Below are 23,081 nucleotides of genomic sequence, written 5' to 3'. Positions count from 1 at the left end.
ATGAAGTATAAAATAGCATTAATCGTCCTGTTTTTTTCTGTAATGAGTTTTGCTCAAAGCGAAACAACCGGAAAAATAAAAACAGTAATAGTAACCAATTATGAATTGGCTTATGCATTACATAAACCGGCCAATACAAAAGATAAAAAGCCATTAATAGTTTTTATTTCAGGCGATGGAGAAAAAGGAACAGACATTGAAAAAGTAAAAATCAATGGCCCTTTAAAATATCTCAAAACAAATCAGTTAGATGCGTATGTTTTAGCTCCTCAATGCAAAGAAGACGAAAATTGGAATATTGAATCGATTTATGAATTGATATTAAAAATTCAAAAGGAAAACAAAATAGATCCTGACAGAATATATGTTACCGGTTTAAGTTCCGGAGGTTGGGCAGCATGGAATTTAGCATTATCATATCCCGATAAATTTGCAGCAATTGTACCTATTTCAGGTTTTGTTGATTTGATCGAATTAGAAAGTGCTTGTAAAATTGCCAATATTCCAATCCGAATCTTTCATGGATTATTGGATGATGTAGTAAAGGTTGATTATGCGATCACCATTTACAAAGAATTAAAAAAGTGCAATGCCAAAGATGTACAATTAACCATTTTTGATGATGCTGGCCACGATAGCTGGTCGAGAGTTTATGACAATCCTGAAATTTATGACTGGATGTTTAAACAAATGAAAACGAATACGAACAAATAAATATAATAGAATGAAAAACAAATTAGTCTTACTTTTTTTAGGATGTGCTGTTTTGGGTTATGCTCAGAAAAAGAATACTAAAAATACAGTAAAAATTAAACCAAGGTCAGAGTTTGTAGCTGAGTTAATGTCGAAAATGACATTAGATGAAAAATTAGGTCAACTTAATTTACCAACTTCTGGAGATATTACTACAGGACAGGCAAATAGTTCTGACGTGGCTACAAAAATTGCTGAAGGTAAAGTTGGAGGTTTATTCAATATAAAATCTGTTCAAAAAATTAAAGAAGTACAAAAAATCGCTGTTGAAAAAAGCCGTTTAAAAATTCCATTGATTTTTGGTATGGATGTTATTCACGGTTACGAAACAACATTTCCAATTCCGTTAGGATTATCTTGTACCTGGGATATGGGGTTAATCGAAAGAAGTGCTCAGATTGCCGCTCAGGAAGCAAGTGCAGATGGTATCAACTGGACATTCTCTCCAATGGTAGATGTTTCTCGCGATCCTCGTTGGGGAAGAGTTTCTGAAGGTTCAGGTGAAGATCCGTACTTAGGAAGCCGAATTGCAACTGCAATGGTAAACGGATATCAACAACACGATCTTTCGAAAAATAATTCGATTATGGCTTGTGTAAAACACTTCGCTTTATATGGTGCTCCTGAAGGTGGTCGTGATTATAATACAGTTGATATGAGTCATATCAGAATGTTTAATGATTATTTCCCTCCTTACAAAGCAGCTGTTGATGCTGGTGTAGGATCTGTTATGGCTTCTTTTAATGAAATCGACGGAATCCCTGCAACTGGAAACAAATGGTTAATGACCGATATTTTAAGAAAACAATGGGGTTTTAAAGGTTTCGTAGTAACTGATTTTACAGGAATTCCTGAAATGATCGAGCACGGAATGGGAGATTTACAAGCAGTTTCTGCTTTGTCTCTAAACGCAGGTGTTGAAATGGACATGGTTGGAGAAGGTTTCTTAACTACTTTGAAAAAATCATTGGATGAGAAAAAAGTAACTATCGAAACAATCGATAATGCTGTAAAACTTATTCTTGAAGCTAAATACGATTTAGGATTGTTTAGCGATCCTTATAAATATTGTGATGAAAAAAGAGCTAAAACAGAAATTTTCACATCAGGCAGCAGAAAAGAAGCAAGATCAATTGCTGCACAATCATTGGTTTTATTAAAAAATCAAGGTCAGGTATTACCACTTAAAAAATCAGGAACTATTGCTTTGATCGGGCCATTGGGAGATGCAAAAGAAAATATGCCGGGAACCTGGAGTGTTGCTACAAAAATGGAGAATGCTATTTCATTATTAGCAGGAATCAAAGAAGTAGCAGGACCTTCTACAAAAGTATTATACGCAAAAGGAAGTAATTTAGATTACGATGAAACTTTTGAAACTAATGCTACAATGTTTGGTAAAACATTACACCGTGACGGTCGTTCAAAAGAAGAATTATTAGCTGAAGCTTTAAAAGTTGCGAATCAATCAGATGTTATTGTAGCAGCTTTAGGAGAATCTGCTGAATTAAGTGGAGAATCAAGCAGCCGTACGAATTTAGAAATTCCTCAAGCTCAAAAAGATTTATTAAATGCATTATTAAAAACAGGAAAACCAGTTGTATTAGTTTTATTCGACGGACGTCCGTTAGTAATTAAAGCAGAAAACGAAACTGTTCCTGCAATTTTAAATGTTTGGTTTGCTGGTAGTGAAGCAGGTTATGCTATTGCTGATGTTTTATTTGGAGATGTAAACCCTTCTGGAAAATTAACTTCAACTTTCCCTAGAAGTGTTGGTCAATTGCCAATTTACTACGCACACAAAAATACAGGAAGACCACTTTCTAACACAGAAGGTAAATTCGAAAAATTCAGATCGAACTATATCGACGAAAGAAATGAGCCATTATTCCCATTTGGTTTCGGATTAAGTTATACTTCTTTTGAGTATTCAAACCTTAAAATTTCATCTGATAAAATGAATCCTGCCGGAAAATTAAAAGTAACAGTTGATGTTGCGAATACAGGAAATTATGACGGAAAAGAAACAGTTCAGTTATACATTAGAGATCTAGTTGGTTCAGTAACAAGACCAGTTAGAGAACTGAAAAACTTCCAAAAAATTACACTTAAAAAAGGGGAGAAACAAACCGTGACTTTTGATATCACAGTTGAAGATTTAAAATTTTATAATTCTGATTTACAATTTGTAGCAGAACCTGGGCAGTTTGATGTTTTCGTTGGAGGAAATTCAAATGCCGATAAGAAAGTTAGTTTTGAGTTAACTAAATAGTTGGTTTATTTATTATTGATTGGCCCTTCGTTGTTAGTTCGGAGGGCTTTTTTTTAGCTTTGATATCTCTGTTTTGTAAGTAAATTCGATCTCACTAATTAAAAATACAAATCTTAATTTCTATACAATGAATACAACTAAAATATTTTACGCATTTCTCTTCATGATTGCTGTAGCTGTTTTTTCTTCTTGCAGCACAAAAAAGAATGCTATTGTAGCACATCGTGGAGCATGGAAAAAAAATAATTTACCAGAGAACTCAATTGCTTCTTTAAGGCATGCTATTGATCTAAAATTGGCAGGTTCAGAATTTGACGTTTGGAGAACAGCCGATGACTCGCTGATAATTAATCACGATGCACATTATAACAAACTGCTTATAGAAGAAACAAATTATGCTGACCTTATAAAGTTTAAACTTTCGAACGGAGAGCAACTGCCTACTTTACACGAGTATATTACTGAAGGAAAAAAGAACAATAAGCATACACTTTTAGTCTGCGAAATAAAGCCTTCTGAAATAAGTAAAGAAAGAGGAAAAAAGACTGCATTGATGACGGTTGAAACCATCAAAAAACTAAAGGCAGAAAAAAACACCTGCTATATTAGTTTTGATTATGAAATTCTAAAACAAATCAGACAAGTTGACCAAAAAGCAATTTTGCAATATTTAGAAGGAAATAAATCTCCGGTAGAAGTAAAAGCAGATCATATTAATGGCGTTGATTATCATTATTCATTCTTTAAAAAACATCCGGAATGGATTAAAGAAGCAAAAGAGAATAATATCATTCTAAATGCCTGGACAGTGAATGAAGCTGCAGATATGGATTGGATTATCAAGAATAAATTTGATTATATCACCACCAATGAACCTGAATTATTGGGAGAAAGAATAAAGAATAATAAATAGCTTGTAAATGCTGATAAGCTCATTTAAAAACAAAAAATAAAAGAAATGTATAAACTATCGTCTATATCGCTTTTGTTGCTTGTGATAGGATTTAATGTCAATATCTCAGCACAAAAATCCAATACTCCTGGCAAAACGGAATGGTTTGATCCTAATAAACCTGCAACGACCTATTGTAATCCTATTAATATTGGTTACAATTATACCACTCATAATCATAACGGAATTCCTGAATCTCGCCGTTCAAGCGCAGATCCGGTTATTATTACCTATAAAGGCGAGTATTATTTATTTGCGACCAATCAGGCTGGATTCTTTTGGAGCAAAGATATGTCGGATTGGAATTTTGTTTATGGAAGTTTTCAAAGACAGCCAGGCGATGATGATCAATGTGCGCCTGCTGCATGGGTTATAAATGATACTTTATTTTATGTAGGTTCAACCTGGAAAAAAGATCATCCGGTTTGGAAAACTGCCGATCCAAAATCAGGAAGATGGTTACGTCATGTAGACAAAGCAATGTTGCCAACCTGGGATCCTGCTATATTTCAGGATGATGACAAAAAAGTCTATATGTACTATGGTTCAAGCGGAAAATTACCTCTTGTAGGAACTGAAGTAGATTATAAAACCTGGCTGCCAGTAGGAAATCAGGCAGATTATGCACAACTATACGCAGCAACTGAGGTAGAAGATATTCAACGTCCGTACGGACAAATTAAAGAAGTGGTTGGGTTAGATCCTAAAAATCATGGTTGGGAACGTTTTGGACCTAATAATGATATGGAACCAGCGCCTTGGGGAGATTTTATAGAAGGTGCGTGGATGACAAAACACAACGGAAAATATTATATGCAATACGGAGCTCCGGCTACTGAATTTAAAGGTTACGCAAATGGTGTTCATGTTGGGGATAATCCGTTAGGACCTTTTGTTTATCAAAAACACAATCCAATGTCTTATAAACCAGGAGGATTTGTAATTGGAGCCGGACACGGAAATACTTTTGGAGATAATTATGGTAATTACTGGAATACCGGAACTTGTAAAATTTCGATTAAAGATCGTTTTGAGCGACGCATTGATATGTTCCCTGCTGGTTTTGACAAAGATGATGTAATGTATTCTATCACTTCTTACGGTGATTTTCCGATAACGCTTCCAACAGCTGAACGCGACCAAACAAAAGGCGCTTCATCAGGATGGATGTTACTTTCATATAAAAAACCGGTAACCGTATCTTCTTCAGAAGAATGTATGGAAGTGCAGACGCACAGAGTTGATACAGGCGGTAAAAAAGTATATGAGAAATTTTGTTACGGGCCGAATAATTTGACAGACGAAGATATTCAAACGTATTGGTCTGCTAAAACGGGTGATCCGGGAGAATGGCTTCAAATGGATTTAGGCCGACAAATGGAAATTAAAGCATTGCAGATTAATTATGCCGATCATAAAGCGACACAATACAACAAGGCGATGGATATTTATTATCAATATAAAATCTTCATGTCAGATGATGCTCAAAATTGGACTTTAGTAGTAGATAAATCTAAAAATGATAAAGATGTTCCTCATGATTACGTAGAGTTGACAAAATCGATTAAAGCACGATACATCAAAATGGAAAACATTCACAATGCATCAGGATTGTTTGCCATTTCAGATTTCAGAGTATTCGGAAACGGATTATTAGAAAAACCAAAAGCAGTTAATTCTTTTAAAGTTGACCGAAATAAAACCGACTCAAGAAATGCTATGATTTCCTGGAAAAAGCAAGCTGATGCTATTGGTTATAATATCTATTACGGAATTTCACCTGATAAATTATACAATAGTATAATGGTGTACGGAGATAGTTCTTATGATTTTAGAGGCTTAGATAAAGGCTCAAAATATTACTTTACTATTGAAGCTTTTAATGAAAATGGAATTGGGACAAAGAATAAGATTATTGAAGTAAAATAGTTTTATTTTATTAAAAACATAAAAACTCTAATTATAAACTACAAGGTTTGTAATTAGAGTTTTTTTTATGCGAATAGTTCAAAAGAAATTCCGGCAGTTCTAAAGAATTTTGTTCCTTTGTCAGACAACCCAAAAACGCCACAGATTTATGAAAAAAACGATTCTTTTAACTGCTTTAGTTTTAAACGGATTGACCTTGTTTGCACAGTCAAATGATGAAAAGAATATTAAATTATTCTATAAAAAAGCTTTAACAGAAGCCAAATGTTATACCTGGTTAGAATATTTGTCTAACGATATAGGAAGCCGTTTATCAGGATCTAAAGGTGCCGAACAAGCTGTAGAATATACCAAAAGACAACTTGAAACCTTAGGACTTGATAAAGTATATTTGCAGGAAGTTATGGTGCCGCATTGGGTGCGTGGCGAAAAAGAAACCGCTTATATTTTAGACGGAAAAACAAAAACAGTGGTGCCAATTTGTGCATTAGGAGCTTCAGTTGCAACTCCAAAAGGAGGGATTACAGCAGAAGTTGTTGAGGTAAAAAGCATCGACGAATTAAGATCTTTAGGCGATAAAGTAAAAGGTAAAATTGTATTTTTCAACAGACCAATGAACCCTGAAAATGTCGGAACTTTCGATTCTTATTCAGAAGCTGGAGATCAAAGAAGAATAGGAGCGAAAGAAGCAGGACAATTAGGAGCTGTTGGAGCAATTGTTCGTTCGCTAAATTTACGTTTAGACGATTTTCCTCATGCAGGAAATCAAAGTTATGGTGACTTATCAAAAGATAAATATGTTCCAGGCGCTGCAATTAGCACAAACGGAGCCGAATTGTTAAGCAAATCATTAAAAGCGAATCCAACTTTAAAATTTTATTTCAAACAATCTTGTGAGACATTGCCGGATGTATTGTCGCATAACGTAATTGGGGAACTAACAGGAACTGTAACTCCCGAAAATATTATGGTAGTGGGCGGACATTTAGATTCGTGGGATCTAGCCGACGGATCTCATGACGATGGAGCAGGAGTAGTGCAAAGTATGGAAGTAGTTCGAATATTAAAAAACTTAAACTATAAACCTAAAAATACAATTCGTGTTGTTTTGTTTATGAATGAAGAAAACGGCGGAAAAGGCGGAGCCAAATACGAAGAAGTGGCAAAGCAAAAGAACGAGAATCATATTTTTGCTCTCGAAAGCGATTCAGGCGGATTTACACCAAGAGGTTTTTCTCTTGAAGCCGATGATGCCAACCTGAAAAAGATTCAGGGATTCGCGCCTCTTTTTGAACCTTATTTCGTTAATACTTTTGTAAAAGGGCATAGTGGTTCAGATATCGACCACATAACGTCTAAAACGATCGTTAAAGCAGGTTTAATGCCAGATTCACAACGTTACTTTGATTATCACCACGCAGCAAATGATAAATTTGATGCCATTAACAAAAGAGAACTTGAACTGGGAGCCGCAACAATGACTTCATTAGTGTATTTAATTGACCAAACCGGAATCATTCTTCCAACCGCAAATTAAATTATAGAATAAAATATACAGAAAGCTATGGGTTTTGCTCATAGCTTTTTTTGTTTAAATTAAAACTCAATCCTTAAAAGTAATGGTGAATTTTGCGCCTTCATTAAGTTTACTTTCCAGACAAATATGCCCGCCAAGATTAGTGACATGATTGTAAACCAAATACAAACCAATACCGTTGCTGTCTTTGCGCGAATTAAATTTCTGATGTAATCCAAAAATTTTATCCTTTACTTTTTCCATATCAAAACCAATTCCGTTGTCTGTAATGGTAAGTTGTGTACTTCCGTTAAAACGATGCGAATTAAAATTAATAATAGGCAAAGAACCAGGCTTAGAATATTTAATGGAGTTTGTGATCAAATTCAGAAAAATACTTTTTAAAGAAGTTTTATTAAACAAAACTGTTTCTGCCTCAGAAAAATCAATAGTAACTTTTGCTTTTGAGTTATGAATTAAAGAATTGATCGAAAACAAAACTTCTTTTAAAACCGAATCAAAATTCAATAATTCCAGTTGATTATCTTCCTCATTCTTTTTGTCTAGAGTAGCAACATGATCAATTAACGTTTTTTTTAAGCTGTGCGTTGCAATTTCAATAATCGAAATCAGTTCAAGCGTTTCAGGATCTGTAATCGTAGAAGTATCCAGAAGATCAAAAACGGCCAATAAATTATTTACCGGAGATCTCAAATCATGAGCCGTCGTATAAGTAAGCTGTTTAAGTTCATTATTTATTTTAGTAAGCTCAGTTAAGTGCGCATTGCGCTCTTGTTCCAGCTCTTTTTTAAACGTAATATTTTTAGCAATAGCAAAAACAAGCTTGTCTTTTTGTATCGGGAACGATGTCCATAATAACCAAACGATATTACCGCTTTTGGTTACATAACGATTTTCAAAATTATACAGTCCAATTTTCTTTGTTAGATTTTTTCGGGCATTTGATGTACTTATTCTGTCATCTTCAAAAACAAAATCGTTTATAGGTTTCGAGAACAATTCTTCTTCGGTAAACTCAAGTAATTTCGATACAGACGGATTTACTTTTTTAAAGTATCCATCAAATCCTGCTACGCATAATAAATCTGGAGAAGAATCGAAAAATTCCTCAAACTGATTGAAAAAATCAACAGTTTTTTTAGTAAGGTTAGGTGCGCTATTGTTCATAGATTAAACCTAATTTTGAAATTACATTACTAAAATAATATTAAAATTTTACATTAATGTTATATTTTTAACATTATGAGGAGTTTTTCGTTTAAAACCACTTTAATTCGTTGAATAACAATTTTGACTAAAATAATGCAGAAGTAAAATCTTATAAATGTTTTTCTGTACCAATTAATAAAGAAAGATTAATACGTATCGATTACCGTTTTCAATAAATCAGAATCCACTAAATCTGATGGTGCAACCACTTTTTCATCAAGAGGAACATTATTTCCGTATCGCTCTTTTACTATTTTTTGAACTCTTGGATCACTTAAATTAAAGTCTTTTAATTGTTTCAATTTTGATAATTCGATACCAGCACCATTTTTGTAAATTTTCCAGATTAGCTCAGAACAATAAATTCGGGTATCCGACCAATCAAAATAAGCATCATATTCTTTGCCCATAAATACTTGACTGTAATCTTTCATTTTTTGTAATGTTGCAGGAGTCAATACTTGGTCAGCATTTTTTAGTCTTTTTACGAGATATTTATGATCTTTTCCATGCGCAATCCAATCTTCGAGACGCGTTAGTTTTACAGGCTGAACGGCTTCAAAAACAAATAAATTTCCATTTACACTATAAATAATTCCGCAATGCGAAAATTTTGAATTAGTAGCAATACGAACCGCTTCGCATTGACTTGATTCTGAAGTTTGAAAAATAAGATCCCCATCCTGGATTTTATCCTGCAACGAAACTTCTGTATTGTTTTTTGTTTTAGAAAACGGATTGTTCGGGAAAACCTTCATTGCCACAAACAAAGCGCATCCAAAACTCAACAAAAATGTAATGCCAACAAATAAATATTTTGATTTTTTCATGTTTTGGTTTTAAGGTATTTTATCTCAAAATTATATTTCACGCAGATTTTAAAAAGATTCAGGCAGATGCGTGCAGATCATTATAAATAGTAATTTCTTAAATTAGATCTGCTATAATCTTCTGAATCTGCGTGAGACAAAAAAACTTTGCGGCTCTGCGACTTTGCGTGATTTTTTTATTAAGCTCAACAAATAAAAGGCAAAAAAAAATAGCTACCAAAATGATAACTATTTTTAAATATAATTTTAAGAAATATTAGATTCTAAAGATTCCTCCAACAGCAATAATTCTTTGTAAAAAGAAAAAGTCCTGAGAAGCACTATCATCATTACTTCTTGTAGTTTTAATGTCCTGCATGTTGATGTAACCACCTTTTAGCTCACCTTGCAAGTAGAAATACTTGAAGAAAGTAAAGTTAATTCCCGCTTTTGCAGATAAACCATATCCGGAAATGTGAAAATCATCATGACGTTCTTTTCCTAAAAGAGTTGTATTGGTTTTAGGATATAAAAGTCCTGCACCTAAACCCTCAGTTAAATTAATCTGAACCTTATCAGTATTAGTAATACCAAACAATTTAGAAATATCATCATGTCTTGAAACCTCAGTATTAATGTAGTTCAAACCATCAGTATGCTCGTACATTAAAAATGCAGGAGGATTTCCCTGAGTACCACCCGGAATACCACCTTCCTGAGCACCATATAAAAACATATTTACAGGTGTATTATTATAATCTCCGTTGTAAAAAGATCCAGCCTGATCAGCAGGTAAATTAATATTACCAGTAACATTAGCGGTTTGATTTTGAGTCATCACATACTTCATGTGATCCCAACCAATCGAAACACTGTAATGATCGCTAAAGAAGTATCCCATTCTAAAGTTCGTTTGCGGAATCGTCATGTTCGCCGGATTTACATAATCAATATGGTATCCTTTTGGTTTATCATGCGCTTTCATGTTAGCAACGGTAAAATTATAATCCTTACCTCTAAAATTCACGTCAGATTTAGTATAACTTTCTCTGTTTCCTCCCCACGATACAAAGAATTTTCCTTTATTATGAGCTGTGTATCTTTCTACTGCGATTTCTTCCTGAGCAAACGTGTTTAGTGAAAAACACACCAGAAAGAAAAATAAAATATTTGTTTTCAATGCAATTGTATTATAAAATTAAAATGAGTTAACTGTTTTTCTAATGGCAACCAACTTCGTCATTAAACCTTCAAAATAGTCCAAATGCAACATGTTAGCACCATCGCTTTTTGCATTAGCAGGGTCAAAGTGAGTTTCGATAAAAATACCATCAACACCTACAGCAATACCCGCTTTGGCAACAGTTTCGATCATATCAGGTCTTCCTCCCGTAACACCGGCAGTTTGGTTAGGCTGTTGCAACGAGTGTGTAACATCAAGAACCGTAGATGCATATTGTTGCATAGTAGGAATCCCTCTAAAATCAACAATCATGTCCTGGTAACCAAACATAGTACCACGATCTGTAACCATTACATTTTCGTTTTGGCAATCTAATACCTTCTGTACAGCATGTTTCATGCTTTCAGGGCTCATAAATTGTCCTTTTTTCAGGTTGACCACTTTTCCTGTATTAGCCGCAGCTACAACAAGATCAGTCTGGCGAACAAGAAATGCAGGAATTTGCAAAACATCAACATATTGCGCCGCCATATCAGCATCTTCATTAGTATGAATATCTGTTACAGTAGGAACGTGAAAAGTTTCAGAAACTTTTCTTAAAATTTTTAATGCTTTTTCGTCACCAATTCCCGAAAAACTATCAATTCTCGAACGATTGGCTTTTTTAAATGACCCTTTAAATACATAAGGAATCTGAAGTTTGTCGGTAATACCAACTAATTTTTCAGCAATTCTTAAAGCCATTTCTTCTCCTTCAATAGCGCAAGGGCCCGCCAATAAAAAGAAATTTCCGCTTTCAGTATGCTTAATTTGTGGAATATGTTGTATGTTCATAATATGATTTTTTGACAGTGCAAAGGTAGTTATGATTTATGAATACGAGATGAAGATTTAAGTTTTTTTTAAGAAGCTAATCGCGCTATCCGCTGCAATATTTTTCTCTAAACCCTTTTTTTCTTGGTCTTTGCAGGAGCTTCCTCCGGTCGCTCTGCCAAAACCAGAAAAAACAGGTTTTCTCAAAAAATGATTTCCGCTGCTATCACGGCTAAAAAATGTAGTGAGGTTATGGGTTCTGAAGGATAATTTATACGTAATCATATTGGCTTATAAAAAAAAACAATATTAAAACATTGCAATATACCTTTAAATGATAATTATCATGTTATTGCTTTGTCTCGTTTTTCTGTAAGACGTACTTTTTTGTTACAATATAAATACGGACTTTATTATTTTATTTCAGGAAAAACCAAACTCTTTTAAATTTTGCATACGAAAATTCAAATAAAACCTTGCCATGTAAAAAGAAACAAAATTGTAAAAGCCGTTTTGTAGTTTTAATCGGGCTTAATTACTTTTCATAAGATCTCTTGATGAAGTATTGAATTGTTATAACAACTATCAAAATAATCGTTAACAAAAGTGACAGCATTATAAGACCAAGAAACCCCATGCCACATCTTACAGAACCTGGATGCTGTTCAAAATATAGATTAGAATTATAAGAGGCAACATAAAAAGCTATTATAGATAATACTATTTGAGCTGAAAAGCTAATTAAGCACACAGTACCAAATTTTAGGGATATGCTTTCGCCAATTGCTTTTCTACCAATTATAATTTGAAATAATAAAGGAAGAATAATTAAAATTAATGGGGTTGTTCCTAACATTTCTGTATTGTTATTTATTAATTTCTTAGATATAAAACTATTCCTTAGCCAAACTCAATCCCATCGGAACCATCAAAATTCCTTTTTCATAAATGTTCAAATATAGTTTGACAGGTTTCTTTTGTCCTTCCCATTTCAATTCGTAAACATTCAAAAATCCTGCACCCATATCACTTCTTTTGGTAGGGAAAGGGCAACAGGTTTCTAAACGGATATAAGTTATTTTTTCTCCGTTTGGTCCCGCTAAAGCGTTTAAAAAACGAGTTTCATTTAAAGCTTCGTCTTTTGTATTTCTAAAGAAAATATTAACCGGATAATCAGGATCAAAACCGTATTTTTTATCTGTACTAAAAAGTTTAATTTCAAACGTATTGTTTCTCTTTAAAACCAGATCAGGAGCATTGTCATCAACATTCTTCAACGTAGATCTCGTACTCACACAAGAAGTTGCACTAATTATTAAAAGGATATAAAAAGCTATTTTTTTCATGGTTTTAAAAGTTTTGGTACTACAAATGTAAAAGTGTTTTTGATTCTTCCTGTCACCAATATCACGAATTTTTACTAATTTTAAATTTTTGCTACAGATTACAGGATTAAAAAGATTCAAAAAATCTGCCAAATCTGCGAGAAAAAAAATCATTTAACCTGTCAGGCATTTTTGCCACAGATTATAATAATTAAAGATTAAAAAAAATCAGCGTAAATCAGTTTTACCAGCTAAATCCACGGGCTACTATTAATCTGCTTTTTTGGTATTTAGTTTTATAATACCCACTACAATCAGATATTGTGCCACAAGATACGTGAGCATAATAAAAAACGAACTTTTCTGGATTGGTGCATAAAATTTATCAAATGCCAGAATACTATCTGAAGCAACAAAAGCTACAGCTCCCAAAAAGATGTACAAAGCGCCCGGTTTTTTCCAGATTAAGTAACCATTAAAAGCAAATAATAGCATCGTCGAAATTACTGCAGCATAGATAATAACAGGTATTTTTAATTCGCCCAGCCTTGGTATCAAAACCAAAATCATTGCTGTCAAGTAAAAAGCAATGACAAGGCTTCCCACTGCAAAAAGAATTTTATTAATCTGAATTTCTCCAATGATCTGCTTATTAAAAAGAACACAATAAGATAAATGTGCAATTAAAAAAGAGAGCAATCCTAGTATAAAATAGATTTCGGCAATGTCGGCAAAAAGTAAAATAACATCTCCAATCCAGGAAAAAAGCAAAGCACTTAAAAGAATATTTTTGGATGGAAATTTTCGATGAAAATAAACTCCAAAACCTAACAAAGGTATCAAAGCAGGTTTTAGATAAAGGTCGAGGTTTTCATGTCCTGTAAACAAAACAATGAGATATAGAATACTAAAAGCTATATAGATCTTAAAAAAGGTAGCATTTCTCATAAGCGGTTTATGAATTTATTATTTGGTTGGTGGGGGTCTTGAAATCGATTGTAACAAAGTAAACCGTAATTAAAAACGATAGACTTAAATAACTTATGATAATGTAATTACTCATAGAAAAAGCATGATTTAAGCCAAACCAATCTCCATAATACGCAATAATTGCAATTGCAGTTACCAAGCGTAAACCCTCCCAAAAAATGGCATACTTGCTTTTGTCCATTAACTCTGTGTAGCTATATATCGTTATCAAAATAAAAAAACCGTAGATAAAAATATTGGGCAAACCAATTTTAGCGATGTTATCAAACAAATACGTTACAAACAAAAGTGTAATTAAAACCTGTGCAACAGACCAGTAAATTAATTTTTGCGAGTTTTGTGTGCCGTACTTATCAAAGTTAAATACGTTATCAATTTTATTTACAGGATATTTAGTGTCAAAATTTTCAGGACGCCAGCCTGTTGGTTTAAACCATATCGTAAGTTTGTCTTTCCAGTTTTCGGCTCGCCAGGCATCTTTAATCAGCAAACTCAAATGTTGAAAATTAATACGTATCGGATTCCAGGTATTGGCCGGTCTTGTAATGCCAAATACAGGCGGAACATCTTCTAATTCAGCCTGAAAAGTACCAAAAAGCTTATCCCAAAAAATAAAAATTTGTGAATGGTTTTTATCTAAATATTCGGGGTTTATAGCATGATGTACACGATGATGCGAAGGAGTAACCAGAATGTATTCCAGAACCCCCATTTTTTTAATATGCTTGGTATGATACCAGAATTGCAAAAACAAATGCAAGGGCAAAGTAATCGCAATTACCGAAGCGGGAACGCCTAATAGGGCGGCAGGAATCAATAAAAAAGTAAATAAATTAACTAAACTCGCAATAGGCTGACGCAAAGCGCAGGCGAGGTTAAATTCTTCGCTGCTATGATGAATCGCATGTTTGTTCCAGAAAAGATTAATTTGATGTGCCCATCGATGACTCCAGTAACCGTAAAAATCGATCACAAAAAAGGCAATACAATAAGAGAGAACATTGGCTTCAAGATGGTAAATGGCAATTTTAGAAACCATCCATTCATAAGAGATAAAAGTCAGGCTTAATCCCAGAACATCTTTTACAGAATTGGTAATTCCGGAACTAATACTTGATACGCTATCGATCAAAGGAGCGGTGTCGTCCTTCTTATAAATGCCGTATATTTTTTCGATTATAATTAATACTAAAAAAATAGGCGTAGCGATAATCAATATCTTTCCATATTCTTCCATATAAAAACATTCTATTTTGTTCAAATATAGAATAAAATAGGATCGTTTTTAAATTATTGGTAAATTAAACAATTAGAAAAAAAACGTATCGAATTACGATTTTCAAAACAAGTCAGAATGTTCTTATTTAATAATCTGAAGAATAGTTTATCATATACGCTTTTTTAGTTTTCGGATTTTTAATGTCAAACCTGATATATTCCTTTATGATTTGATAAGAATCGTATTTAATTTCAAGCTTAATCTCGTTTTTGGCTTTTACGACACCATATTTGTTGTCTTTTTTTACAATAAATTCTGAGGTCGAATAAATATTTTTAATTGCATCGTATTCACAGGCAACCACGATCTCATTTTTATTGCTAATTACGCCATACTTATTTCCGTTTTTAAAAATCTGAAAATTGCTTTTAGCAAATCCCTTAGAGAAAGGACCATTTTTTGCAAATTCATCTACAGGAATTTCAATCTCAGAATAAGTTTTTCCGGTAATGGTCAACAGATATTTTTTATTGTTTTTTGTAGCAAAAATTTTGTCTGGAGCTACGTTGTAAAACTCATAATCTTCACTGATAATACGATCGCCATTTTCAGAAAATAACCCGTTTTTGTTTTCTACAGTAGTTACGATATAGTAATCTGAAAAATCATCAACATCTTTGTATCGAATAGGAATAATGTCGTTTTCTAAAAAAGGATTTATAATACCTTCAAGATTGTCTTTCTTTGCCAATAATTGATTTTGAAAGAGATTGTCTTCTTTATAATTTACAGGATAAATTCCGTCATAGATCACAGTTTTTAGTATAGCATCATTTTTTGTTACTAACCCAAACTTGTTTTTGTCCTTAACAATAAAAAATGATTTATGATTTGTAATATCATCATATTTACATTCTATTGTATACTCACCTTTAGAATTAATCAGTCCTTTTTTATTAGAAATTGTATTTAGAATAATATAAGAATCTGAGTCGATAACTTTTTCAAAGCGATGATTTTTAATAGGATCTAAAATGGACTTCCCTTCATTGTTGATTATAAAAGTATCATTGTTCTGCAGAGTTACAATGCTTCTGTCATCTGTAAAATAGTCAATGTCTTTTGCTTTGTAATTGGTCAATTGCTTTCCTGAGAAGTCAAATATGTCAACAATGTTATTGCTTTGCGCGTAAATAATAGCACCGTGATCCATTATAAAATCGAACTTTAAAGGTAAAATTATTTTGTTTAAAGTGTCTACAACACCTGTTTTGTTATTTTTTGAAACCCTGATGAGGTTTTTGTCAAGGTGAAAAATGTCGTCATATTCTAGCGGAATTCTAATATTTCCTTTCCTGTCAATATAGCCACGTTTGAATTTTTTATTGACTGTATTTCCAACTTCATACAAATTTTTAAGTTCTTCCTTATTATAAATATATTCATAAGTTGGTTTGATAACTACATTTCCTGTTGTATCAATAAGTCCCATTTTTCCTTTAAAGGTTCTGAATACGGCATAATTATTTTCGTAGGCATATACATATTCATAACCCAATGTTTTACTTTTTACCAATTGCTCGCGCAGATTATCGAATTTTTTCTGGCTTAAAGAAACCAAGGGCAATAAAAACAGAAGAAACTTGAAGTATTTCATGATTTTAATTTTGGTAAATTAGGTTAAAAATGAGCTGAGTTAGGCTAAAATAAAAACGCATTCTATTCAGTTTTAGTGTAAAACAAAATAGAATGCGTTTTTAAATTATTGGTAAATTAAACAATTTCGGCGCTTAGTCCAGCTTCCAGAAGTTGAGTACATTGAGGTTTTAATTTATCCAGTGGCCCTGTTTTTACAGTGCATTTTCCGTTGTAATGTACAATTAAGGAACATTGTTCTGCTTGTTCAGGCGTGTGACTGCAAACACGCATTAAAGTATCAATTACGTGATCAAAAGTGTTTACATCGTCGTTATAAACAATGATTTCGTTATTGAAAACCGTCGCTTCCTTTTCGCGAACTCTTTCTCTTACTTTTTCTTTAGTACTCATGTTTTTAGGTTTTTGTACTTTTTGTAATTACTAATTTTATTTGCCAAAGATTTACAATTCAACAGCTTTTAAAGAAAGCTAAATCGGTGTAAATCGTTTTGATCAGTTTAATCTGTGGGCGACTTAAATTTTAGATAATCAACTATCTAATTTACGTATTTTAATGAAACCCAGTTATTTCTTTGAAACTTTTTAACATATGTTAATCCTTTTTCTGTGCATGAAGCATCAATAAACGGGATGTCTTCTTCATAGAAACCACTAAACAATATAATACCGTCTTTGTTTAAGCAATCCACATAACTTTGCATATCGTTCAACAAAATATTTCTGTTGATGTTTGCAATAATCAGGTCGTAACTTTTTCCTGCTAATAAAGCTGCATCGCCTTCGTAAACGGTAATATGTTTACAATTATTGCGTTCAGCATTTTCGATAGAATTCAAATAACACCAATTATCAATATCGATCGCATCAATTGGTTCTGCGCCTTTCATTTCAGCTAAAATTGCCAAAATCGCAGTTCCGCAACCCATATCAAGAGTTTTAAGACCCTTAACATCCATTTCTAATAAATGCTGAATCATCATGTGAGTTGTTTCGTGATGACCTGTACCAAAACTCATTTTTGGCTCGATTACGATATCAAATTCGGCATTGGTTTTTTCATGAAAAGGAGCACGAACATGGCATTTTCCGTCAACATCAATCGCTTCAAAATTCTTTTCCCACTCTTCGTTCCAGTTTACCTGATCGATTTCTTCAACCGTATATTCGATTTTAAATTCTTCAGATTCTAAAATATAAATGTCGTCCAGAATATTCTCATCCCATAAATCTTTCTTTACATAAGCCGAAATTCCAGTTTCAGTTTCAGTAAAAGTCTCAAACGCTTTTTCGCCTAATTCAGCAATTAAAATTTCTGAACCCGGTTCTTTTGGTTCAATTGTAAAATGGTATCCTAAATATATGTTCGACATAAATAAATTTTTTGCAAAGGTAAGAATACAAAGCAAAAGTTGTTCATAAATAAATCATATTCTAATAATTATTAATGTTAATTTTGATTAGAATTTGTAAGGATTTTTTGAATATGAAGAATATCATTTTTATTTTGCTCTTTGTGGTACTTAACGGAGCAACTTGTGAAAAAGAACATGACGTAGTAAGATCGTTTTGCTATTGGAAAACCAGCTTGTATTTTCAGAAAGAAGAGGATTCTTTGATCAGGGATTTAAAAGTGCAGCATATGTATATTCGCTTTTTTGACATCGACTGGAATCCGTATGCCAAAGAACCTTTGCCGGTTGCGACGATTAACGATTTTAGTTTAAATGAAAGCAATCCCGAAATCACACCAAGTATTTTTATTACCAATGAAGTGGTTCTGCAATCAGATACAAAACAATTGGATAGTCTGGCGTCGAGAATTGCGAAACGCGTACAGCAAATTGGTGTTAGGCTAAATGAAACAAAAGCAGATAAAATCGTTAACGGAATTGTATATCCAAAGGATTATTACAAACAGGAAAACTTTAAACGCCTGAATTATGATTCGATAAAATCGATTGAACTGGCGAAGTTAAAAGTTGATTTTAAAGAAATTCTAATCGATTGCGATTGGACAGAAAAATCAAAAGAGAACTATTTTTATTTGCTAAAACAAATCAAGAAAGGATTTCCAACATCACAAATAGCTTCAACCATCAGACTCTGGCAATATAAATATGCCGAAAAAGCAGGAACTCCACCCGTTGATAAAGGTTTATTGATGTGTTATAATTTGGCAAAACCAGATGATTTTAATACCAAAAACTCAATAGGAACCAGCGAAGAATTGGCGCAGTATATTACGCACGACAAGTATAAATTAAAATTAGATATTGCTTTGCCGCTTTACAGTTGGGCAGTGGTTTTTAGAGGGAATCAGTTTAAAGGAATTTTATCAGATTACGATCAGTTAAAAAATGATAGTGTTAAACTTAAGAAAACATCAGATAGCAAATATATACTACAAGATGATGTTTTAATAGGGCAAACGTATTTACGAAACGGAGATGAAATCAGGATTGAAAAAATTTCTGAAGCCGAACTCGAAAAAATGATTTCGATTGTTACGAGCAAAATCAAAATTGATAATCAGACCAAAGTGACGTTTTTCTCTTTCGATAAAAAATATATTAATGATTATGGAACCCAAAATATATCCGGTTATTATGCGCGTTTTTAGTAGTTTACTTTTAGTTTTAAGCTTTCAGGCTTCTTTTGCCTGTGGTTGGAGTGTTTCGCCGGAAACGAGTCGATTGGCTTTGTTTAAAGCACAAAGAGAAGGATTCTTTAAACTTACGCCGTTCTATTATTCGGCAGATTATTACTATTCTACCAATACTGTTTCTGGTGTCGATCAGGAATTGAATTGTTTAGAATGGAAGAAAAAGTTGGGAAATACAGTTGATCCGAAAGATGTTCATACCATTTTGTACGAGACCGACGGAGAAGTATTTGAAACAGCTTATGAAAACAAAACCTTAAAAAAAGCATTCGAAAAAAAAACTTTTATCGAAGCCTTATTATTATCAAAAAACAAAGCATTCTTAAGCTATATTCTGTTTGCCAAAAAGTTAGAATACAATAGTAATACTGATGTAAAATGGGAATCCTGGAATCAGATAGGTTATAACAGCAAAGATCATAAATTAGCAGAAACAGGAGATTTTGAAAAGAAAATAAAATCAGCCAAAGATGCTTTTTTAAAACAGCGTTATGCTTTTTTAATTTTAAGATATAGTTTTTACGCTCAGGATAAAAATGAAGTGATTCGCTTGTACGACACTTATTTTGCTGAGAATAAAAACACCATTTTAGAACCTTGGGCTTTGTATTATAAAGCTTTGTGCATCGACAATTTTCCTTTACAAAATTATTTGTTGAGTAAAGTTTTTGCCACTTGCGAAGAAAAATCATTCGCGGTTTTACAACATTATAACTGGAAATTAACTCAGGAAACCCTTGCTCTGGCTCAAAACGACGAAGAACGAAGTGTAATACTTTCTATTGAAAGTTTTCGTAATCCTGCGCCGGATTTAAAAACGATTGAAGAGGTTTATAAACTTAGCCCGAACAGTATTAATTTTAGTTTTTTGATTGGAAGAGAAATCAACAAACTCGAAGACTGGATTTTTACGCCACAATATACCAATGACGGAAGCCCTTCGGTGGTATTTGAAGGAACGGACTGGTATGGAAATTACGCTAAAGCAAAAGAAGAAAACTATACTAAAGACATCATGCATTTGCGAGCTTTAGAATATTTCTTAATTTCTATTCGCGAGCAAACTACAGGCGAGCAAAAAGATTATATCACAGCGGCTATTGCACAACTTTGTTTTATTGATGATGATATTGATTTGGGTAAAAAATATACCAATATGATCTCAGACAAAGCCAATGCATCTATACAAATGCAGAAGAATATTCAATTGGCTTTAGTTTCTTTAAAACAAGACGATTTGAAAAGTGAGAAAGTTCAAAACCAGCTTTTCAACTATTTTGATTCCGTAGAAAATTTAGTAGAAACAGATTATGGCTTATTTAAAAATCTTTATAGTTTATACCGCATTGCCAGTGCAGATTTTGCTAAAAAAGACGATCGTGTTACAGCAGGATTATTAATGATGAAATCAGACAGCAAAAGCGAAGGCGTATATTCATCTTATGATAATGCCTATTTGTACAGTTATATAGGTTATTTTGACAGAACTGCGACTACACAAGATATTGATAAATTGATTGCTTTACAGCAAAAAGAAAACAAAACACCTTTTGAAAAATACATTTGTTCCGGAACAATTGCTCCAGATATTAATTATTACAAAGACCTGAAGGGGACGATTGCTTTTAGAAACAATAATTTAGAATTGGCTTATGAAACCTTTTCGTCTATGCCAAAAGATTTTTGGGACAAGAATTATGAGTATAAAGATTATCTAAACGAAAACCCTTTTACACCTAAAATCATTCAAAAAGACAAAGAACGAAAATTCGATTATCGCTTCAACAAAGCTGATTTTATTGCCAAGCTAATTCAGTTAAAAAAACAAAATACAGCGGCAAGTAATCTGCAATTGGCACATGCTTATTTTAATGTTTCGTATCTGGGTAATTCCTGGATGATGGTCGCATACGACTGGACGTCCGGAGAATCTTATATAGACTATGTTTACGGAGATAATTCTGAACTCGAGAAAACATATCAAAAAGGGAATTATTATGGCTTAACCATGGCTAAAATGTATTACGAAAAAGCCCTGAAAATGTCTAAAAACAATAATGAGAAAGCGATGGCCAGTTTAATGATTTTTGAATGTAATTATTACGGCCATTACGCGAATATAATTTCTGCCGAAGAAGAAGCAAAAAATCCGTTTAAAGTAGGGAAGGAGTTGGTGAATTTCTATTCAATTTATAAAACGACACCAACGTTTAAAAAATACAATTGCCCTTTATTGGAATCATTTATAAACTAGACTTTTCTTTTTTCACCATATAAGTTATATAAGAAAATTTAAGCTTGACTTTGCGCAAAATTAAAGCATAAAAAACGTTCGCGATAGCGAACGTTTTTTTATAGTAAATCTAAAATCTAAAATTAGATAGCAGTTACAATAGCTAAAAAGTCATCAGCTTTTAAAGCTGCACCTCCAATTAAACCACCGTCTACGTCTGGTTTAGAGAAGATTTCTTTAGCGTTGTCTGGTTTTACAGAACCACCGTATAAAATAGAAACTTCGTCAGCGATTTCAGCTCCGTAAGCTTTACGAACAACTTCTCTGATAAATTCGTGCATTTCCTGAGCTTGTTCTGGTGAAGCAGTTTCTCCAGTTCCGATAGCCCAAACAGGTTCGTAAGCTAAAACAACTTTAGACCATGATTCTTTTGCAATTTGAAATAATCCGTCACGCAATTGGTTCTCTACAATATTAAAGTGATTTCCTGATTGACGGTCTTTTAATTCTTCTCCAAAACAGAAAATTACTGTAAGGTCATGTTTTAAAGCAGTATCCACTTTATTAGCGATTAAAGCGTCAGTTTCGTGAAAAATGGCTCTACGCTCAGAGTGACCAAGAATTACGGTGTTTACACCAATACTAGTTAACATATCAGCAGAAATTTCTCCTGTAAAAGCTCCGCCTTCAGCTTGGTGAACGTTTTGAGCAGCAACACCAATAGTGGTGTTTTTAACTTTAGCAACAGCCGCTTGTAAGTTTACAAATGTTGGAGCTACAATTACCTGAGCAGTAGTTTGAGCTGGTATTTTAGTAATTAATTCGCTTAATAATTCTTCAGTTTGCGCTGCGTTTTTATGCATTTTCCAGTTTCCTGCAACAATCTTTTTTCTCATTTTGGTAGTGTTTTATTTTATTCTTTTTTTTGTTTTTTGTTCTTGTTTAATTTGACATTGATCTTGAATTTGTCATTGTCATTTGCCATTGCTGAATTTTATTTCAGGCTTTTTAAAGTTTCATTGATTTTATCAAAATCCTTTTCAATCGCACGATACAATACAATTTTTCCTGTTTTGTCAACGATGATATATCTCGGAATCCAGTCTAAATCAATTGCTTTTCCAAAAAGGCCTTTCATACCATCATTCATCATAAAATGATCACCTTTAAGTTCGTGTTTTTCAATTCCTGCTTTCCATTTATCAGCTGTTTTATCAGCAGAGATAAATAAGTACGAGACATCAGGATTATTTGCCTGAAGTTCTTTTAATTGTGGCATAGCTTTTACACAATCACCACACCATGAAGCCCAAACCTCGATAACCAAAGTTTTACCTTTGTATTTTTTTAAAATGTTTTTGAAAGTAACTTGACTTTCATCAGTTGCTAATAATTTTTCAGACAAAGCTTCTTTAGAAAAACTTGTTTTCTGAGCTTGCGAGCATGAAAATGTTATAAATGCAATTACAACCAGGGCTAATTGTTTCATACGTAGATACTATTTGTTTTTTTTAATTCTAATTGAGATCATCTTAT

General features: G+C 33.0%; 20 protein-coding genes. 7 read left to right on the top strand and 13 right to left on the bottom strand.

The features are described 5' to 3' along the window. From FLACOL7796_RS21955 to FLACOL7796_RS21935, 5 genes are all read left to right on the top strand, one after another. On the top strand, positions 1-714 hold the full coding sequence (locus tag FLACOL7796_RS21955; protein ID WP_173972921.1) for a carboxylesterase family protein: 714 nt from the start codon (positions 1-3) through the stop codon (positions 712-714). Between the two features lie 10 nt (positions 715-724). Then, positions 725-3,025, top strand: a complete 2,301-nt coding sequence (gene bglX, locus FLACOL7796_RS21950) for a beta-glucosidase BglX (RefSeq protein WP_173972920.1) — start codon at positions 725-727, stop codon at positions 3,023-3,025. Positions 3,026-3,152: 127 nt separating this feature from the next. Then, positions 3,153-3,938, top strand: a complete 786-nt coding sequence (locus tag FLACOL7796_RS21945) for a glycerophosphodiester phosphodiesterase family protein (protein WP_173972919.1) — start codon at positions 3,153-3,155, stop codon at positions 3,936-3,938. Between the two features lie 45 nt (positions 3,939-3,983). Continuing rightward, positions 3,984-5,906, top strand: coding sequence for a discoidin domain-containing protein (locus FLACOL7796_RS21940; protein ID WP_173972918.1), 1,923 nt, complete (start codon positions 3,984-3,986; stop codon positions 5,904-5,906). 148 nt (positions 5,907-6,054) lie between these two features. After that, entirely contained in the window at positions 6,055-7,443 is a 1,389-nt protein-coding gene (locus FLACOL7796_RS21935; RefSeq protein ID WP_173972917.1) for a M20/M25/M40 family metallo-hydrolase, read from the top strand. Between the two features lie 66 nt (positions 7,444-7,509). Here the strand turns inward: FLACOL7796_RS21935 and FLACOL7796_RS21930 are convergent, their stop codons facing one another. The 11 genes from FLACOL7796_RS21930 to prmA all read right to left on the bottom strand — a co-directional run bounded on the left by FLACOL7796_RS21930 (position 7,510) and on the right by prmA (position 18,020). After that, positions 7,510-8,610: a PAS domain-containing sensor histidine kinase gene (locus FLACOL7796_RS21930; RefSeq protein WP_173972916.1), complete on the bottom strand. Its 1,101-nt coding sequence runs from the start codon at positions 8,608-8,610 to the stop codon at positions 7,510-7,512. Positions 8,611-8,798: 188 nt separating this feature from the next. Next, a complete protein-coding gene (locus tag FLACOL7796_RS21925; RefSeq protein WP_173972915.1) occupies positions 8,799-9,482 on the bottom strand; it encodes a YiiX family permuted papain-like enzyme in 684 nt (227 codons plus the stop codon). A 256-nt stretch (positions 9,483-9,738) separates the two neighbouring features. Then, positions 9,739-10,641: a hypothetical protein gene (locus FLACOL7796_RS21920; protein WP_173972914.1), complete on the bottom strand. Its 903-nt coding sequence runs from the start codon at positions 10,639-10,641 to the stop codon at positions 9,739-9,741. A gap of 18 nt (positions 10,642-10,659) precedes the next feature. Then, the gene (gene kdsA, locus FLACOL7796_RS21915) at positions 10,660-11,478 is read right to left on the bottom strand and encodes a 3-deoxy-8-phosphooctulonate synthase (RefSeq protein ID WP_055097995.1); all 819 of its coding nucleotides are present in this window, start codon (positions 11,476-11,478) and stop codon (positions 10,660-10,662) included. Between the two features lie 514 nt (positions 11,479-11,992). Next, a complete protein-coding gene (locus FLACOL7796_RS21910) occupies positions 11,993-12,313 on the bottom strand; it encodes a hypothetical protein (RefSeq protein ID WP_173972913.1) in 321 nt (106 codons plus the stop codon). Between the two features lie 37 nt (positions 12,314-12,350). After that, the gene (locus FLACOL7796_RS21905) at positions 12,351-12,803 is read right to left on the bottom strand and encodes a 2-dehydro-3-deoxyphosphooctonate aldolase (RefSeq protein ID WP_173972912.1); all 453 of its coding nucleotides are present in this window, start codon (positions 12,801-12,803) and stop codon (positions 12,351-12,353) included. A gap of 249 nt (positions 12,804-13,052) precedes the next feature. Continuing rightward, entirely contained in the window at positions 13,053-13,730 is a 678-nt protein-coding gene (locus FLACOL7796_RS21900; protein WP_173972911.1) for a lysoplasmalogenase, read from the bottom strand. 7 nt (positions 13,731-13,737) lie between these two features. Continuing rightward, positions 13,738-15,009, bottom strand: coding sequence for a sterol desaturase family protein (locus FLACOL7796_RS21895; RefSeq protein WP_173972910.1), 1,272 nt, complete (start codon positions 15,007-15,009; stop codon positions 13,738-13,740). Between the two features lie 127 nt (positions 15,010-15,136). Further along, positions 15,137-16,648: a WG repeat-containing protein gene (locus tag FLACOL7796_RS21890; RefSeq protein ID WP_173972909.1), complete on the bottom strand. Its 1,512-nt coding sequence runs from the start codon at positions 16,646-16,648 to the stop codon at positions 15,137-15,139. 116 nt (positions 16,649-16,764) lie between these two features. Beyond that, positions 16,765-17,040 (bottom strand): ATP-dependent Clp protease adaptor ClpS, encoded by a 276-nt coding sequence (locus FLACOL7796_RS21885; RefSeq protein WP_173972908.1) that lies wholly within the window; start codon positions 17,038-17,040, stop codon positions 16,765-16,767. A gap of 146 nt (positions 17,041-17,186) precedes the next feature. Beyond that, a complete protein-coding gene (gene prmA / locus FLACOL7796_RS21880) occupies positions 17,187-18,020 on the bottom strand; it encodes a 50S ribosomal protein L11 methyltransferase (protein ID WP_173972907.1) in 834 nt (277 codons plus the stop codon). Between the two features lie 113 nt (positions 18,021-18,133). On the opposite strand from prmA, the gene FLACOL7796_RS21875 reads away from it, so the two are divergent. After that, complete coding sequence (locus tag FLACOL7796_RS21875; protein ID WP_173972906.1) at positions 18,134-19,270, top strand: hypothetical protein; 1,137 nt, start codon at positions 18,134-18,136, stop codon at positions 19,268-19,270. Next, positions 19,230-21,566, top strand: coding sequence for a hypothetical protein (locus FLACOL7796_RS21870; RefSeq protein ID WP_173972905.1), 2,337 nt, complete (start codon positions 19,230-19,232; stop codon positions 21,564-21,566). Before FLACOL7796_RS21875 ends, FLACOL7796_RS21870 begins: the two co-directional genes overlap by 41 nt. A 122-nt stretch (positions 21,567-21,688) precedes the next feature. Here the strand turns inward: FLACOL7796_RS21870 and tpiA are convergent, their stop codons facing one another. Further along, complete coding sequence (gene tpiA / locus FLACOL7796_RS21865; RefSeq protein WP_173972904.1) at positions 21,689-22,441, bottom strand: triose-phosphate isomerase; 753 nt, start codon at positions 22,439-22,441, stop codon at positions 21,689-21,691. A gap of 98 nt (positions 22,442-22,539) precedes the next feature. Beyond that, positions 22,540-23,034, bottom strand: coding sequence for a TlpA family protein disulfide reductase (locus FLACOL7796_RS21860; protein WP_173972903.1), 495 nt, complete (start codon positions 23,032-23,034; stop codon positions 22,540-22,542). Positions 23,035-23,081: the final 47 nt, after the last annotated feature.

Origin of the sequence: Flavobacterium bizetiae (assembly GCF_902804475.1) — a bacterium.
In the GTDB taxonomy this organism is placed as follows: domain Bacteria; phylum Bacteroidota; class Bacteroidia; order Flavobacteriales; family Flavobacteriaceae; genus Flavobacterium; species Flavobacterium bizetiae.
Note: the sequence above shows the minus strand (reverse complement) of the source record. Positions and strands in the feature narration are given on the sequence as shown.

Excerpts from the sequence above, each read along its gene's own strand:
- FLACOL7796_RS21955 (WP_173972921.1), top strand. The coding sequence starts at position 1 with ATGAAGTATAAAATAGCATTAATCGTCCTGTTTTTTTCTGTAATGAGT.
- bglX (WP_173972920.1), top strand. The coding sequence starts at position 725 with ATGAAAAACAAATTAGTCTTACTTTTTTTAGGATGTGCTGTTTTGGGT.
- FLACOL7796_RS21945 (WP_173972919.1), top strand. The coding sequence starts at position 3,153 with ATGAATACAACTAAAATATTTTACGCATTTCTCTTCATGATTGCTGTA.
- FLACOL7796_RS21940 (WP_173972918.1), top strand. The coding sequence starts at position 3,984 with ATGTATAAACTATCGTCTATATCGCTTTTGTTGCTTGTGATAGGATTT.
- FLACOL7796_RS21935 (WP_173972917.1), top strand. The coding sequence starts at position 6,055 with ATGAAAAAAACGATTCTTTTAACTGCTTTAGTTTTAAACGGATTGACC.
- FLACOL7796_RS21930 (WP_173972916.1), bottom strand. The coding sequence starts at position 8,610 with ATGAACAATAGCGCACCTAACCTTACTAAAAAAACTGTTGATTTTTTC.
- FLACOL7796_RS21925 (WP_173972915.1), bottom strand. The coding sequence starts at position 9,482 with ATGAAAAAATCAAAATATTTATTTGTTGGCATTACATTTTTGTTGAGT.
- kdsA (WP_055097995.1), bottom strand. The coding sequence starts at position 11,478 with ATGAACATACAACATATTCCACAAATTAAGCATACTGAAAGCGGAAAT.
- FLACOL7796_RS21910 (WP_173972913.1), bottom strand. The coding sequence starts at position 12,313 with ATGTTAGGAACAACCCCATTAATTTTAATTATTCTTCCTTTATTATTT.
- FLACOL7796_RS21905 (WP_173972912.1), bottom strand. The coding sequence starts at position 12,803 with ATGAAAAAAATAGCTTTTTATATCCTTTTAATAATTAGTGCAACTTCT.
- FLACOL7796_RS21900 (WP_173972911.1), bottom strand. The coding sequence starts at position 13,730 with ATGAGAAATGCTACCTTTTTTAAGATCTATATAGCTTTTAGTATTCTA.
- FLACOL7796_RS21895 (WP_173972910.1), bottom strand. The coding sequence starts at position 15,009 with ATGGAAGAATATGGAAAGATATTGATTATCGCTACGCCTATTTTTTTA.
- FLACOL7796_RS21890 (WP_173972909.1), bottom strand. The coding sequence starts at position 16,648 with ATGAAATACTTCAAGTTTCTTCTGTTTTTATTGCCCTTGGTTTCTTTA.
- FLACOL7796_RS21885 (WP_173972908.1), bottom strand. The coding sequence starts at position 17,040 with ATGAGTACTAAAGAAAAAGTAAGAGAAAGAGTTCGCGAAAAGGAAGCG.
- prmA (WP_173972907.1), bottom strand. The coding sequence starts at position 18,020 with ATGTCGAACATATATTTAGGATACCATTTTACAATTGAACCAAAAGAA.
- FLACOL7796_RS21875 (WP_173972906.1), top strand. The coding sequence starts at position 18,134 with ATGAAGAATATCATTTTTATTTTGCTCTTTGTGGTACTTAACGGAGCA.
- FLACOL7796_RS21870 (WP_173972905.1), top strand. The coding sequence starts at position 19,230 with ATGGAACCCAAAATATATCCGGTTATTATGCGCGTTTTTAGTAGTTTA.
- tpiA (WP_173972904.1), bottom strand. The coding sequence starts at position 22,441 with ATGAGAAAAAAGATTGTTGCAGGAAACTGGAAAATGCATAAAAACGCA.
- FLACOL7796_RS21860 (WP_173972903.1), bottom strand. The coding sequence starts at position 23,034 with ATGAAACAATTAGCCCTGGTTGTAATTGCATTTATAACATTTTCATGC.